This window comes from Arthrobacter sp. MPF02, from assembly GCF_046605375.1.
Classification (GTDB): Bacteria; Actinomycetota; Actinomycetes; order Actinomycetales; family Micrococcaceae; genus Arthrobacter.
The window spans coordinates 2058172-2073508 of sequence record NZ_CP176772.1; the positions used below are offsets into that span (position 1 = coordinate 2058172).

At 63.9% G+C, this 15337-nt stretch carries 13 protein-coding genes; 5 read left to right on the top strand and 8 right to left on the bottom strand.

The window, feature by feature from the left end:
• The first annotated feature begins 76 nt into the window (after window positions 1-76).
• Window positions 77-1369, top strand: a complete 1293-nt coding sequence (locus ACLH0K_RS09670) for a MurT ligase domain-containing protein (RefSeq protein WP_411373420.1) — start codon at window positions 77-79, stop codon at window positions 1367-1369.
• Window positions 1366-2124: a type 1 glutamine amidotransferase gene (locus ACLH0K_RS09675; RefSeq protein ID WP_411373421.1), complete on the top strand. Its 759-nt coding sequence runs from the start codon at window positions 1366-1368 to the stop codon at window positions 2122-2124. The genes ACLH0K_RS09670 and ACLH0K_RS09675 overlap by 4 nt, the downstream gene beginning before the upstream one ends.
• 5 nt (window positions 2125-2129) lie before the next feature.
• Here ACLH0K_RS09675 and ACLH0K_RS09680 read toward each other — a convergent pair whose 3' ends face one another.
• Window positions 2130-3413, bottom strand: a complete 1284-nt coding sequence (locus ACLH0K_RS09680; RefSeq protein ID WP_411373422.1) for a CapA family protein — start codon at window positions 3411-3413, stop codon at window positions 2130-2132.
• An 84-nt stretch (window positions 3414-3497) separates the two neighbouring features.
• Between ACLH0K_RS09680 and ACLH0K_RS09685 the strand changes: the two genes are divergently transcribed.
• The gene (locus tag ACLH0K_RS09685; protein WP_411373423.1) at window positions 3498-5510 is read left to right on the top strand and encodes a M3 family metallopeptidase; all 2013 of its coding nucleotides are present in this window, start codon (window positions 3498-3500) and stop codon (window positions 5508-5510) included.
• A gap of 198 nt (window positions 5511-5708) precedes the next feature.
• Here ACLH0K_RS09685 and pdxS read toward each other — a convergent pair whose 3' ends face one another.
• From pdxS to ACLH0K_RS09715, 6 genes are all read right to left on the bottom strand, one after another.
• The gene (pdxS, locus tag ACLH0K_RS09690; RefSeq protein ID WP_411373424.1) at window positions 5709-6635 is read right to left on the bottom strand and encodes a pyridoxal 5'-phosphate synthase lyase subunit PdxS; all 927 of its coding nucleotides are present in this window, start codon (window positions 6633-6635) and stop codon (window positions 5709-5711) included.
• A 142-nt stretch (window positions 6636-6777) separates the two neighbouring features.
• Complete coding sequence (gene pgsA, locus ACLH0K_RS09695) at window positions 6778-7401, bottom strand: phosphatidylinositol phosphate synthase (RefSeq protein ID WP_411373425.1); 624 nt, start codon at window positions 7399-7401, stop codon at window positions 6778-6780.
• A complete protein-coding gene (locus tag ACLH0K_RS09700) occupies window positions 7391-7978 on the bottom strand; it encodes an HIT family protein (protein WP_411373426.1) in 588 nt (195 codons plus the stop codon). Before ACLH0K_RS09700 ends, pgsA begins: the two co-directional genes overlap by 11 nt.
• A gap of 17 nt (window positions 7979-7995) precedes the next feature.
• Window positions 7996-10005, bottom strand: coding sequence for a threonine--tRNA ligase (thrS, locus tag ACLH0K_RS09705; protein WP_411373427.1), 2010 nt, complete (start codon window positions 10003-10005; stop codon window positions 7996-7998).
• 116 nt (window positions 10006-10121) lie between these two features.
• Entirely contained in the window at window positions 10122-13610 is a 3489-nt protein-coding gene (locus ACLH0K_RS09710; protein WP_411373428.1) for a DNA polymerase III subunit alpha, read from the bottom strand.
• Window positions 13607-13942, bottom strand: a complete 336-nt coding sequence (locus ACLH0K_RS09715) for a DUF6504 family protein (RefSeq protein WP_411373429.1) — start codon at window positions 13940-13942, stop codon at window positions 13607-13609. Before ACLH0K_RS09715 ends, ACLH0K_RS09710 begins: the two co-directional genes overlap by 4 nt.
• Before the next feature lie 189 nt (window positions 13943-14131).
• Between ACLH0K_RS09715 and ACLH0K_RS09720 the strand changes: the two genes are divergently transcribed.
• Window positions 14132-14521, top strand: coding sequence for a hypothetical protein (locus ACLH0K_RS09720; protein ID WP_138135715.1), 390 nt, complete (start codon window positions 14132-14134; stop codon window positions 14519-14521).
• A 21-nt stretch (window positions 14522-14542) separates the two neighbouring features.
• Here the strand turns inward: ACLH0K_RS09720 and ACLH0K_RS09725 are convergent, their stop codons facing one another.
• Entirely contained in the window at window positions 14543-14863 is a 321-nt protein-coding gene (locus ACLH0K_RS09725) for a chorismate mutase (protein WP_411373430.1), read from the bottom strand.
• Window positions 14864-14882: 19 nt separating this feature from the next.
• Here ACLH0K_RS09725 and ACLH0K_RS09730 point away from each other — a divergent pair, with 19 nt between their 5' ends.
• Window positions 14883-15305 (top strand): VOC family protein, encoded by a 423-nt coding sequence (locus tag ACLH0K_RS09730; protein ID WP_411373431.1) that lies wholly within the window; start codon window positions 14883-14885, stop codon window positions 15303-15305.
• Window positions 15306-15337 lie beyond the last annotated feature (32 nt).

Sequence of the window (15337 nt, forward strand, 5' to 3'; positions counted from 1 at the left end):
GCCATGGCATGACGGCCGGTTCCGCTGTGGACGCCGGGGCGAAGGTCGCATGCCGCTGCTGGGATATATTCGAAACATGTTTTCCTTCAGTGTTCCGCTCGGCAAGCTGGTCCGCCGGGCGTCCCGGCTCCGGGGCGGCGGTTCGGCCCTGCCGGGCCTGGTGGTCGAAAAAATCGACCCCGGCTTCATGCGGCGGACGCTCAGCACCCTCCCCCACGGCGTGGCGGTGGTCAGCGGCACCAACGGGAAGACCACCACCACCAAGATGGTGGTTGAACTGCTGGAAAGCCAGGGGCTCAAGGTCTTCACCAACCGCACAGGCAGCAATTTCACCCGCGGCGTTGCAGCTGCCCTGCTCGGTGAAGTGGACTGGCTCGGCCGGCTCGAAGCGGATATCGCTGTCCTGGAGCTGGATGAAGCCCACGCCGTCCACTTCGTCAACAGTGTTCCGCCCCGCTACTGCCTGCTTCTCAATGTCTTACGGGACCAGCTTGACCGGTTCGGCGAAATCGACAAGACGGCCCAGCTGCTCCAGCACATCGCCGCCAAAACCACCGGCACGGTGGTCCTGAACCGCGAAGACCCGCGGGTAGCCCGGATCGCCGAAACGCTCACGGGGCAGGAAGTCCGGTACTTCGGCCTGGACGATTCGCTGCTGGCCACCTTTCCGAACGACGACGACATGCGCGCCGCTCCCGGCAGCCCCGCCCCGGCGGACCTTCCGGAAAAGCCCGCAGCCGACGTCGTGCTTCGAAAAGTGGGCGCTGACAGCGCCGAGTTTGAGTACGACGGCGGCAGGGTCACCACCGGGATGAAGCTGCGGGGCGTGTACAACATCTTCAACGCAGCCGCGGCCCTGACCCTGGCGCGAAGCATCTGCGGCGGAGGTGCCGTCGACGCGGACCACGCAACGCTGCTGGAAGCCCTCTCCCAGGTGGCGCCCGCCTTCGGCCGCGGCGAAAGTCTCACCGTCGACGGCCAGCCGCTGGACCTGGTGCTGGTCAAGAACCCCAGCGGCTTCCGGCTCGGGCTGAAGTCGTTTCCGGCCGGCGGTTACGCCACGATGATCGCCATTAACGACAACTACGCGGACGGCCGGGACATGTCCTGGCTGTGGGACGTGGAGTTCGACTCCCTTCGCGAGGAGGGCGTGGACCAGCTCACCGGTTCCCGTGCCTACGACATGGCGCTGCGGCTGCAGTATGACGAGGTTCCGTTCGGGGACGTGCAGCCGGACATCGCGCCGGCCCTGGCCGCCTTCATCAGGGAGGCTGCCGGCAAGCCGAAACGCATCTTCTGCACGTACACCGCCATGCTGGCCATCCGGCGCGAACTGTCCAAGATCACCACCGTGGAGGTTGTCTCGTGAATCCGGAAGCGAACAGCGTCCCTGCCGCCGGCCAGGGCAAGGGGACCCTCCGGGTGGTCCAGCTGTATCCCCGGGACATGAACATCTACGGCGACTGGGGCAACGCCCTGGTTCTGCAGCGTCGGATCAGCTGGCACGGGTACACACCCGAACTGCTGGAGTACAACGTGGGTGATCCTTTTCCCGACGACGTCGACATCATCGTGGGCGGGGGCGGCCAGGACAGCGGCCAGCTGGTCATCCAGGAGGACCTGCAGGACCGGGCGGCCGCCTTGAGGGACCTCGCAGAGGACGGCACCCCCATGCTGCTTATCTGCGGCCTGTACCAGCTTTTTGGCCGGTTCTTCAAAACACGGACCGGTGCCGTGATTCCCGGGATCGGCGTCCTCGATGTTGAAACCCACGGCACCGACGAACGCCTGATCGGGAACGTGAAGGTTGCGACGCCCGAATTTGGCGAGGTCCTCGGCTACGAAAACCACAGCGGCCAGACCAGCCTGGGCAGCGGGGTCCGTCCGCTGGGCACGACAGCCAAGGGAACCGGCAACAACAGCAGCGACGGCCACGAGGGCGCCCGGTACCGCAACATCGTAGCCAGCTACCTGCACGGCTCCCTGCTGCCAAAGAACCCGGCGATCGCGGACTTCCTGATCCGCACAGCGGCGGAACGGAAGTTCGGATCGTTTCAACCGGGCCAACCGGATGACCGCTACGCCGAACTGGCCAGGGAACACGCCGCCCGTCGTCCCCGCTGACCGCCCTACGGCTCCCGGGTAATGAGGAGTTCGTGGGCACCGGCCGCCGCCGCGCCCATCGATTCCACCACGCTCTGAGTCCGTTGGCGGGTTTCAGCGTCAGCTGCGGAACCTTCGCACGGTCCCTGCGGCGCGTCCGAAGCCACTGAGCACCAGCGGTAGGGACTATCGACGATCACTGACGGCGCCCAGGCGAGGTCGGTGACGGACCACTTGCCCGCCTCGTCCTGTCCAAACTGCGCGCGCACCAGCAGGCCTTCATTGTTGACGGCGTAGGTAGGCGAGAGTTCCGTGACCCCGTTGCCGAGACCGTAGACGATCCAGGTGCCGTTGTGGTTTTCGATGGGCAGGACCGAATGCGTATGGTGCCCGTAAATCAGATTGAACTGTCCGCTGTCCGCCAGGGCGTGGGCAACCTCCAGCTGCTGGGCATTGGGGGCGCTGGAGTATTCGTCACCGGCATGCATCGCGGCCAGGACGATGTCAGCGCCCTGCGCCCTGGCCCTTTCAGCCTTGGCGATCATGGCCGGCGCGTCCAGCATGTCAACCTGCCACGGGTACTCCGCAACCAACCCGTTGAGTCCATAGGTGGCCTGGACGAGTGCCACCTTGGCGGCCGGCGTCTGCAGGATCAGGATCCCCCGGGACTCGTTTTCCGTCCTGTAGGAGCCGGTGTGCTTTAGTCCCGCCGCATCAAGCGCGTCGAGCGTGCGCAGCAAGCCGTCCGTGCCGCGGTCGATCGTGTGGTTGCTGGCGGTGGTGCAGGCTTGGTAGCCCACTTCTTTTGCGGCTGCAATGATCTGGGGCGGAACGTTGAAGGACGGGTAGGTGGAGAACGGCCCTTCCGGTCCTGCCACCGGCGTCTCCTGGTGGCAGACGGCAAGGTCGCTGTTGCTGATGTAGCGGCGCTGGCCCTCCAGCAGGGGAACAAAATCCAAGCCGGGCTTACCGGCGGCCGCAGCGTCCTGCTGCGCCTGGTGCCACAACTCATCGTGCACCAGCATGTCACCGGTGACCAGTACCGTGGTGCAGCGAAGAACCGGGCAGCCGGGACCCTTGCCGGGCGTGGGTGTTGGTGCAGGGGTGGCTGGAGGTTCAGTCACGGGATCAGCGGCGGGCGTTCCCGTCGCTGATGTGGTGGATGGGGCAGCGGGCGTAGAGGTTCCGTTTTGTTCGGCGAGCAGGCCGCAGCCGGCCAGCACACCCGGGAGAGTGAGTACTCCGGCCAACGACATTGCCAGGGCGCAGGCGCGCAAGCGCCGCACCGACAAACCGGCTACGGTCCCCATAACCGCCATTGTAAGGATGGTCACGTCCCGGAATTGATATTTGGCCGCGTTGAGAAGCGTCCCGTGCTGTGAAAGGTTTACCACATGACGAACCCCCTCCTGGTCCCGAGTCCCCTGCCCTACGGGCTGCCGCCGTTCGAGGAGATCGGCCCCGCCCATTACGCGGAAGCCATCGAGGCCGGACTGGCGGAGCACCTGGCCGAAATCCAGGCAATTGTGGACAATCCGGAGCCGGCAGGGTTCGAAAACACTGTGGTGGCCATGGAACGTTCCGGCCGCCTTTTGGAGCGCGCTGCGGCGGCCTTTTTCACCCTGGTGTCCGCCGACGCTTCGGAAGAAATCCGGGAGCTCGAGACCACGTTTTCACCACGGTTTTCCGCCCACCAGGACGATATCTACCTCAACCGAGCGCTGTTCGAGAGGTTCGCCGCTGTTGATGGCTCCGGCTGCGGCCCGGAGGCGGCACGCCTGCTGGAGGACTACCTCAAGGAGTTTCGGCAGGCCGGCATCCAGCTCCACGGGCCGGCACAGGAAAAGCTCAAGGCCATCAACGCCGAACTTGCCCGGCTCGGTACTGAATTTGGCCAGCGCGTGAAGGAGGGGATGAAGTCGGCGGCCCTCCTGCTCGACAACGCGGATGAACTCGCCGGCCTGCCGGCGGATGACGTCGCCAGCGCAGCCGAAGCTGCCCGGGCAGCCGGCCACGGCGGGAAGTACCTGCTGACCCTGGTGCAGCCGGGCAACCAGCCTGCCCTCGCCGCGCTCGAAGACCGGGACGTCCGCCGTCGTCTCTTCGAAGCATCCGTGGCCCGCGGCAGCGGCGGCGGCAAGCTCGACGTACTGGAACTGGCCCGGCAGTTGAGCGGCTTGCGGGCTGAGAAAGCGGTCCTCCTGGGGTTCGCCAACTACGCTGAACTCGTGGTGGACCGGCAGACCGCGCCGGACTTCGCGTCGGTCCAGTCAATGCTTGCCCGGATGGCACCGTCGGCTGTCCGCAATGCCAATGCCGAAGCCGCCGCGCTGGCCAAAGCCGCCGGTCACCCGCTGGAGGCCTGGGACTGGGCCTACTACTCGGCGAAGGTCCGCAAGGACAAGTACGAGGTTGACGAGCAGGCGCTACGGCCGTACTTCGAACTGGACCGGGTCCTTCAGGATGGCGTCTTCTTCGCCGCCACCGCCCTTTACGGCATCACCTTCCATGAACGCCCGGATCTGGCCGGCTACCACCCCGATGTGCGGGTCTGGGAGGTGCGCAACGGGGACGGCAGCGGCCTTGGCCTGTTCCTGGGTGACTACTACAGCCGCGAATCCAAACGCGGCGGGGCCTGGATGAACTCGCTCGTTGAACAGTCAGCCTTGCTGGGAACCCGGCCGGTGGTGATCAATAACCTCAACATTTCAAAGCCCCCGGCAGGCGAACCGACGCTGCTCACCCTTGATGAACTCCGCACCGCGTTCCACGAGTTCGGCCATGCGCTGCACGGGCTCTTCTCGAACGTCACTTATCCGCGGTTCTCCGGAACGTCCGTACCCCGCGATTTTGTTGAGTACCCGTCGCAAGTCAACGAGATGTGGATTATGTGGCCGGAGGTTCTGGCCAACTACGCGCGGCATCACGGCACAGGCGAACCGCTGCCCCAGCAAGTTGTGGACAAGCTGAATGAATCCCGGTTGTGGGGTGAGGGCTTTGCCACCACTGAGTACCTCGGCGCTGCACTGCTGGATCTTGCCTGGCATGTGCTTGAGCCCGGTGAGGTTCCGGAGGACGCCCTGGGGTTCGAGGCGAAAGCACTGGCTGCGGCAGGAATCGCCCACCCCCTGATTCCGCCCCGGTACCGGACGGGCTACTTCCAGCACATCTTCGCTGGAGCAGGATACGCGGCGGGCTACTACTCGTACATCTGGAGCGAGGTGCTGGACGCCGAGACGGTGGACTGGTTCACCGATAACGGCGGCCTGACCCGCGAAAACGGGGAACGGTTCCGGCAGGAACTGCTGTCGCGCGGCAACAGCCGTGATTCCCTGGATTCCTTCCGGGCCCTCCGCGGCCGCGACGCGAGGCTGGAACCCCTCCTGAAACGCCGCGGCCTCGAATAGGGCTTCCTTAAAGAGCGACGGCGGCGGGTCCCCACAAAGGTGACCCGCCGCCGTCGCGGTTTCTTACGTAGGGGCAGGTACTGGTCCGGCAGCGTGCGTAAAAGGGGCCCTGCGTCCCCGCTCGCCGCGAAGCGGCCTTAGCGGGACGTGGGGAATAGCACGCAGAGGATCGCGCTGTCCGTCCCCCAACAAGAGGATTTACCAGCCGCGCTCGGCGAGGCGGTGCGGCTGGGGGATCTCGTCGACGTTGATCCCCACCATGGCTTCGCCCAGGCCGCGCGAGGCCTTGGCGATGACGTCGGGGTCGTCGTAGAAGGTGGTGGCCTTCACGACGGCGGCCGCGCGCTGGGCGGGGTTGCCGGACTTGAAGATGCCGGAGCCGACGAACACGCCGTCAGCGCCGAGCTGCATCATCATGGCCGCGTCGGCCGGGGTGGCGATGCCGCCGGCGGTGAACAGCACCACAGGGAGCTTGCCGTTGGCAGCGACTTCCTTGACCAGTTCGTACGGGGCCTGCAGTTCCTTGGCCGCGACGTACAGCTCGTCCTCCGGGAGGGCGGAGAGCTTGGCGATCTCGGCGCGGATCTGGCGCATGTGGCCGGTGGCGTTGGAAACGTCGCCGGTGCCGGCCTCGCCCTTGGACCGGATCATCGCTGCGCCCTCGTTGATGCGGCGCAGCGCCTCACCGAGGTTGGTGGCACCACAGACGAAGGGAACGGTGAAGTTCCACTTGTCAATGTGGTTGATGTAGTCGGCCGGGGTGAGGACCTCGGACTCGTCAATGTAGTCCACGCCGAGGGACTGCAGGACCTGGGCTTCAACGAAGTGGCCGATGCGGGCCTTGGCCATGACCGGGATGGACACGGCATCGATGATCTTTTCGATCATGTCCGGATCGGACATCCGGGACACGCCGCCCTGGGCGCGGATATCGGCCGGAACGCGTTCCAGCGCCATGACAGCAACGGCACCGGCATCCTCGGCGATGCGGGCCTGTTCGACATTGACGACGTCCATGATGACGCCGCCCTTGAGCATCTCGGCCATGCCCCGCTTCACGCGGCTGCTGCCCGTGAAGCTGTTCGCGGACGAACCGGCCTCGCTGCTTACATCAGGTGTAGACACAAAAACCCCTATGGGTAGATAGATGACCTTCGCCGCGCGTGCAGGCGGCAGATGCCGTACTGTGCACACACGGATTTTGCCGGAAACATTGACCGGGCAGTCCTAATACTAGTCCCCCCGCGGCCGGCCGGCTTAATCATGCTTAATCCGCGGTTGACGGTTCTGCCTGGGCCTGCCGGCGGACGGAAAGTACCCGCTGGACCACGGTGACAAGGCTGGCCACCGCGAGGAGCACCAGGGTCACCTGGAGCACCACCGGAGGCAGGCCCAGGCCCGTGAGGCCGGTGACCACCAGGACCGAAACGAGGCGTTCGGCGCGTTCGGCGATGCCCACGTTGGCGGTGAAGCCCAGGGACTCCGCCTTGGCCCGCGCGTAGGAAACCACCATGCCCAGGACCAGGCACAGGGTGGCCGCGACGGCGATGGGAGTATCGGACCCACCGGTGAAAAACCAGACGGCCAGCCCCGCGAAGATTGCACCATCCGCGATCCGGTCGAGGGTGGAGTCGAGGAAGTTGCCCCACCGGCTTTTTACATCCTGCATCCTGGCCATGATGCCGTCCAGGACATCGGAGAAGATGAAGGCCGTGATGAAGAGCGTTCCCCAGAAGAGCTGCCCCAGCGGATAGAACACCAGGGCACCAATAACAACTCCGGCAGTGCCAATAACCGTCACCGCGTCAGGGGAAACACCGATCCGGAGCAGCCAGCGGGCAAGCGGAGTGAAGAGCGCGGTGAAGAAACCGCGCGCGTGCCTATTCAGCATCCGTCTCCCCGGGCCATGCATCCGCCACCTGCTGGCGGACCTCATCGAGTGTCTGCGTGATGGCCTTCGTCTGGGCAATGATGGGGAAAAAGTTGCCGTCCCCGCCCCAGCGCGGAACCACGTGCTGGTGCAGGTGGGCGGCGATGCCGGCGCCGCCCACCACACCCTGGTTCATGCCAAGGTTGAACCCGCCGGGGTTCGCCACCTTCCGCAGGACCCGCATGGCCGTTTGTGTCAGGTCGGCGAATTCCGCGGTCTCGTCCACCGTCAGGTCCGTGTAGTCAGGGATGTGGCGGTAGGGACATACCAGCAGATGCCCGGGGTTGTAGGGAAACAGGTTGAGCACCACGTAGCAGGTCTTCCCGCGGTAAACGATGAGCGCGTCCTCGTCCGTACGGCCTGGCCCGACGCAGAAGGGACAGTCATTTTCGTTCTTGAACTGGTGCTGCCCGCCCTTGATATAAGCCATGCGGTGCGGAGTCCACAGGCGCTGGAAAGCGTCCGGGACACCGGCGAGGGCAAAGTCGTCGGTAACGCCGGCATCACCTGGATACCTGCCGCCTGTGTTCTCCTGCACGCTGCTGTTCCGTTCCGTCAGCTGGTCCGGTTACGGACGGCTTCCGTGATCCGCTTGACGGCTTCCGCCACCGGCACCCCGTTGTCCTGGCTGCCGTCACGGAAGCGGAAGGACACGGCGCCGGCCTCGGCGTCGTCACCGCCTGCGATCAGCACGAACGGGATCTTGTCCTTGCTGGCCGTGCGGATCTTCTTCGGAAAGCGGTCCGAGGTTGTGTCCACCTCGGCGCGGATGCCTGCCGCCTTGAGTTGGTCCACGACGTCGAACATGTAGTCGTTGAACGCCTCGGCCACGGGGATGCCCACCACCTGGACGGGTGCCAGCCACGCGGGGAAGGCGCCTGCGTAATGCTCCGTGAGCACGCCCATGAAGCGCTCGATGGAGCCGAACAGTGCGCGGTGGATCATGACCGGACGCTGGCGGGTACCGTCGGCTGCCTGGAACTCAAGCTCGAAGCGCTCGGGAAGGTTGAAGTCCAACTGGATGGTGGACATCTGCCAGGTGCGGCCCAGGGCGTCCTTGGCTTGCACGGAAATCTTGGGGCCATAGAAGGCCGCCCCGCCCGGGTCCGGGACCAGTTCCAGCCCCGATTCCTGGGCCACCTCCGCCAGGGTACGGGTGGCTTCTTCCCAGGTGGCGTCATCGCCGACGTACTTTTCCGGGTCCTTGGTGGACAGCTCCAGGTAAAAGTCGTTCAGCCCGTAGTCCTTGAGCAGGCCCAGCACGAAGTTCAGGGTCTTGGTGAGTTCGTCCTTCATCTGCTCGCGGGTGCAGTAAATGTGGGCGTCGTCCTGTGTCATGCCACGGACGCGGGTGAGGCCGTGCACCACGCCGGATTTCTCGTACCGGTAGACGGACCCGAATTCGAACAGGCGCAGGGGCAGTTCACGGTAGGAGCGGCCGCGCGACCTGAAGACCAGGTTGTGCATGGGGCAGTTCATCGGCTTCAGGTAGTAGTCCTGGCCGGGCTTGCGCACGGTGCCGTCCTCATTAAGTTCGGCGTCCACGTGCATGGCCGGGAACATGCCTTCCTTGTACCAGTCCAGGTGGCCTGACACCTCGTACAGGTGCCCCTTGGTGATGTGTGGCGTGTACACAAACTCGTAGCCGGCCTCCACGTGCCGCTGGCGTGAGTAGTCCTCCATCTCCTTGCGGATGATCCCGCCTTTGGGATGGAACACCGGCAGGCCGGAACCGAGTTCGTCAGGGAACGAGAACAGGTCCAGTTCCGAACCAAGCTTGCGGTGGTCGCGGCGCTCGGCCTCAGCAATGCGTTCCTGGTACGCCTTCAACGCGTCCTTGGTGGGCCAAGCGGTGCCGTAAATACGCTGCAGCTGCTGGTTTTTCTGGTTGCCCAGCCAGTACGCGGAAGAGGACCGGGTCAGGGCGAAGGCGTTGGAGATCAGTTTGGTGTTGGGCAGGTGCGGTCCGCGGCACAGGTCGCACCAGACCGTGGTGCCGTCCTTGCGCTCCACGTTGTCGTAGATGGTGATGTCGCCGGCGCCGACCTCCACGTTCACGCCTTCACCGGCGTCGGCGGCATCGTTCTTCTTGCCCAGCAGCTCGAGCTTGTAGGGCTCGTTCTTCATGGCGTCACGGGCCTCGTCCTCGTTGACCACGCGGCGGACGAACTTCTGGTTCTGGTTGATGATCTTCTGCATCATCTTTTCGAGGGTCTTGAGGTCCTCCGGCGTGAAGGGCTCGGCGACGTCAAAATCAAAGTAGAAACCGTCGGTGATGTAGGGCCCGATTCCGAGCTTGGCGTCCGGACGCAGCTGCTGCACCGCCTGGGCCATGACGTGGGCTGTGGAGTGCCGGAGCACGTTCAGCCCGTCAGGCGAATCAATGGTGACGCCTTCAACGTTGGCGCCTTCCGGAAGTTCCTGGTCCAGGTCTTTCAGTTCACCGTTGACGCGGGCAACAACAACGTCGCGGCGCTCAAAGAAGAGTTCCGCACCGGTTGTCCCGGTAGTCACCTTTGTCTCTTCGCCATCGACGACGAGGGTGATCTGCTGGGCATCTGACACGGGTGTCTCCTATTCAAAGTTCAGGCTTCATAGCTTGTGGCGTACGGGGACCACAGCCAGCCATCGTCAATGCTATCCGTTCAATGTTGGGCCGACCAACGCGGCGCACGGCAGGGTTAACCGTTGAATCCGGTGATGGCAAGGCTCCTGCTGATTCCGTCCAGCGGGTGCTCAACCTCCGGCGCCGGTGCTGCGGCATCCGGGAACGGCAGGGTTTCTGTCCTGCTCAGGTCCCAGGCCATGCTGGCGCTGAGGCTGATCCCCCGGGGACCCGTGCGGCGTGTGGTGCCGCGGATCAGCAGCAGGCGGGTACCAAACAGCAGGTTTCCGGCGTTTTCCTGTGCTTCGTGAAAGAAGACAGAATCGACGCAGCCGGTGCCGTCGTCGATGCTGATGAACACCACCCTCCTGCCGCCCCGCATCAGGGGTGTCTGGGTGGCGACGCGGACACCGGCCACCAGCACCTCAGTCCCGTTGCGCAAGCCAAGGAGTTTGTCCGCCGTGGTTACACCCAGCTTGTCCAGCAGGGGCCGGTGGCTGTCCATCAGGTGGGTGCTGACGTCCACGGCCATCAGGTCGAGTTCTGCACGCACGTTTTCCACGAGGGTGGGTTCGGGCAAACCAGGGCTGACATTGCGCAGTTCCACATCACCCAACGGCAGGGACAGCTGGCCCTCGAGGACCTCGGCGCCTTTCCTGCTGCTGCCTGTGGACTGGAGTTTCTGCAGGTGGTGCACCAGGTCTGCGCGGTTTGCTGTTCCGCCGGCTTCCCGGTGGAGGGAATCAAAGGCGCCGAGTTGGGCGAGTCTCTTGATGCCCGGTTTGCTGATCCTGGACCTGGCCCTCAGGTCCGCGAGAGAGTCGTAAGGCTGGCCTGCCACGATCCTTTTCAGCTCTGCCCCGGAAAGCCCATAGATCCCGTTCAGGCTCAGGCGGATCCCCAATTTACCGGCGTCCTGCCCTTCTGGGATCCGTTCCACACGGTACTCTGCCTTGCTCCGGTTGATGTCCAGGGGAAGGATCGGGATGCCCAGCCGCCGCGCTTCCGCCACCAGCAGCCGTTTGGGGTACATGCCGGGATCGTGTTCCCACAAACCAGCCAAGAATGCCTCCGGGTGGTGGGTTTTGAGCCAGGCCGACTGGTAGGTGGGTACCGCGAAGGCCGCCCCGTGTGCCTTGCAGAAACCGAAGCTGGCGAAGGACTTCAAGGTTTCCCAGACCTTGTCCACTACATCAGGGGAAAACCCTTTGGCTTTTGCCTCCCGCCGGAAAAATTCCTCCACCTGGAAAACTCCGGTTTCGCTACTTAAGGCCCTGCGGAATTCGTCTGCCTTAGCCAGCCCGCATCCGGTCATTACGTGGAAGGTCCGAAGGATCTGCTCATGGAACACCGTCACCCCGTGGGTCTCCTGCAGCACAGGTTTCAGGAGTGGGTGCGGGTAGACCTCCGGCGCGAAACCGTGCCGGTGCTCCAGGAATGGCCGGACCATGTCTGATTTCATGGGTCCGGGACGGAAGAGGGAGATGTCGATGATCAGGTCATTGAACTCCCGCGGAGCCATCTTTCCGATCAGTTCCCGCTGGCCGGGGGACTCGATCTGGAAGCAGCCAAGGGTATGGGTGCTTCTGATCAGCTCATAGGTAGCTTCGTCATCAAGGGGTACGGCATTGAGGTCGATGTGGCCGTTGTCAGCAATGTAGTCCGGTCCGGTACCGCCGGGGCCGGCAGGATGGCGGCCAGCCTTGACCACCTCTTCCTTGGAAGGGTGGATACGGATGATTTCCCTGACGGCAAAAGCCATGGCACTCTGCATCCGGACTCCCAGGACGTCCAGCTTGAGCATGCCCATGGGATCCATGTCATGTTTATCGAACTGGCTCATGGGCAAGCCAATGCCACTCGGCTGGACGGGGGTACGGTCCAGGAGGGTGGCATCGCCCAGGATCACTCCGCAGGGGTGCATGGAGATGTGACGCGGAAGCCGGTCAAGGCGTTCAGTCAGGTCCACCAGCATGTCCAGTTGCTGGTTCCCGTCAACCTCCCGCTGGTCAACCCGCCCGGCAAACTCCCGCAGTTCAGGTTTTTCCTGCAACGCTTCCCGGAACTTCCTGGCAGAAAAGCGCCACAGCTGCTTGGCGATCTCCCCTACTTCGCCCTCGTCCATGCCAAGTGCCAGACCGGCGTCACGGACCGCTCCCCTGGCCCGGTAACCGTTCTGCATGCTCATCAGCGTGACCCGTTCCGGGCCGAACCGCTCAAAAATACGCCGGTACACGTTGTGGCGTTCAGCGCTTTCGACGTCGATGTCGATGTCCGGCAGGGTTGACCTGTCCTGCGAGAGGAAACGTTCAAAGATCAGCTCATGCTGCAGGGGGTTCACGTGGCTTACATCGATGAGGTAGTTGACCAGGCTTGATGCTCCCGACCCCCGGGCAGCGGCCCGGACTCCCATGTCCTGGATCATCCGTGACACTTCGGCGACCGTCAGGAAGTAGGAAGAGAAGCCCAGGTCCCGGATGATCCCGAGTTCATGGTCAAGCCGTTCCAGCACGGTCCTTTCGGCCGCACCTGATACCCCTGGAAACCGCCTGCCAATGCCTGACCGGCATCTTTGTACCAGTTCCGCATGGGGGTCCTGGCTGATTCCTATGACTGAAGCCTCCGGCACAACGGGCTGCTTCCATCCCATGTCAGTTACGGGGTCGATGCGGCACAGATCGGCGAGCGCCTCGGTTTGCGCCATCAGCTGTTTGAGGTCGGCGGTACCGTACCCTGCGGCGGAGATAATTTCCTTGCCAAGCTGGAGCATCTGGCCGGCATTTTTCAGCCATCCCTGGCCTGTAGGCTGCAGCAGCGGCTCGGCGGCGAGTTCCGGAAGCGATTTCAAGGTCCGGGCAGAATCAAGCACGTCGGCTGTGGGCGCGCCGTCCGCAGCACAGTACCGGACAGCGTTGGTCAGGATTGCCGGCACGTGGTGTTCCTCGGCCAGCTTCAACATGCGCACTGCGTGGGCTGTGCTCAGCGGCGAACCCGGTGCACTTAGCTGGGAGACGATTTCGGCAACTACCGTTCCGCCGGGCATGGCATCGAGCCATTGCTTGAACAGGGTCCGGGGCCGGAGATAGCGCCGGCCGCCCATGGCACGGCCAACATCTGAATCCGGTCCGATAAGAACTGTCAGCACCGGTTTAAGGGTGTGCGGATCGAGGGTGCGGGAGGCTAGTTCCGCACGGGTGACAGCCACCGGGACGGCTCCCCCCGCCTTGCCGGAAGTCCTGGCATGGGCGTCCGAGATGAGCCGGCACAACGCCTTGTATCCGGCACCGTTGTTGTGGCCGCGGGCAAGCACCACTACCCTGCCTGCCATTTGGGTGCGGCGCTCGCCGTCGTCTTCAAGGACAGCAAGGTCCACTCCCACAATGGGATCCAGCCCTGCATCCATGCATGCCTTCAGGTGCTTGATGCTGCCATAGAGGCCGTCGCGGTCTGTGCAGGCGAGCGCAGTGGCTCCATCCGCGGCCGCAGCCTGCGCCAGTTCTTCCGGCCACGAGACCCCGTAATGGGCGCTGAAAGCTGTGGAGACGTGGAGATGCGTAAAGCTCATGCTGTTCTGGGCTGAAGGGCGTCGTGGATCCGCAGGAGCCGCCAGCGGCCGCTCCTGATGTGCCTGGTGAGGTCAAGGGTGAGGGGTTCCTGGAACTTGCCGTTTCCCGTGCCGCTGCCGGCAGGCAGCACCTGGACACGCCAAATCTCGTGGTCTACCACGCCGGGACCGCTTCCCAACGGAGCCCTGCTGTCTTCAGCCCACCACTGGCGGCGTTCATACCAGCGCAACGGTTCCGCGCAGACTTCGTAGGAGCGCCCCGCCCACACAAGGCTTTGAGGCTGCCCGTCCGGGGCGCAGTCGACAGCCACAGCTTCGCTGAACATGCCCATGGCGCCTCCTGACGGACTATTGGTTATTCGAATATGTGTTCGAACAACTCCAGTCTACGCCCGGTTGCTGTCAAAGCATAGAAACGGCTTCAGGAGAACCTATTGAACCCGGACGGCACGCGCACGGATGGACCATGGCTCCCAAAAACGGGGGTGGACGGACCGTGCGGCAGGGAGCAGGATTGTGCCATGAAAACCCAAGACGCACTCCTCAAGCAGGTCAGCATCAAAGCCGAGGAATCCACCCTCGTGGCCACGTTCGACGTCGACGGCGACATTCCCGACTCCGGTGCTTTTGTGGTGGGGCTGGTTGCCGCAACCCCTGACTATTCGTCCCAGCGAAGGCTAGGCATCGAATTCATGAACGGTAAGGCTGTCTCCTTCTTCTCGTTCAACCATGACCAAAGCGGCGAGGAGAACTACGACCTCTCGGGCGTAACCCATTCAGGGAGCACCATTACCGGCCACTTCCCCCTGGCCGCCATCAACGGGCTCAGCGAAAAGCACCTCATCAGCGGCTTCAGCGAGGCGGACGGCCGGGACTACCAGTCCGGTGTCCCCGTCGAGGAAAATCTCTAACAGCTGGACTGCCGGAGCAGTTCAGCTGTTCTGTTTGTGGACCCGCATCTCCAGCTCGATGAATCCGGAGATCATGGCCCGGTACGTGGATTCCACGATGTCAGGGTCGATGTCCTTTTTCATTGCGGCTGAACGCACGTGCGCAATGACTTTTTCAACCCTGTCGGGTGCGCGGACCTCGGCGTCGTCGCCTTTCAGCGTTCCGGCAATCTTGATCAAACGTTCGCGGCGGGCGATGAGGGTGACTATCTGGTCATCCACCTCGTCAACAGCAACCCGGACGGCAGCGAGCTGTTCCTTGTCGGCCAGGGCATCCCTATCGTTTCCTTGAATTGTCGCCATCGTCTGACAGTATCGAAGCATGCAACCCAGAGTCGACTTCATCTCACTCGGTGTCCGCAGCGTTCCGGCATCCCGCGCATTCTATGTGGACGGCCTTGGCTGGCCGGTCCAGAAGGAGGTTGCCGGCGACGTTGTGTTCATCCAGGTCAACCACGGGCTGGTGCTCTCGCTCTGGGATGCAGGCCAGATGCAGGCCGAGGCCGGCGTCGCTGCGCCCGGTCCGGCGCCCTGCATCACCTTGAGCCACAACCTTGGCGGTGCCGAGGAGGTGGACAGGGTGATGGCAGAAGCAGCGGCGGCCGGCGCCACCATCGTCGCAGAGCCTGTCACCCAGCCCTGGGGCGGCTACAGCGGTTATTTCGCCGATCCGGACGGCTTCCGTTGGGAAGTTGCGTACAACCCCTCCTGGACAGTGGGCGACGACGGCCGGCTCACCGTCTGAACCGCCGCACGCCTGACGCCGGGCTGCTGGAG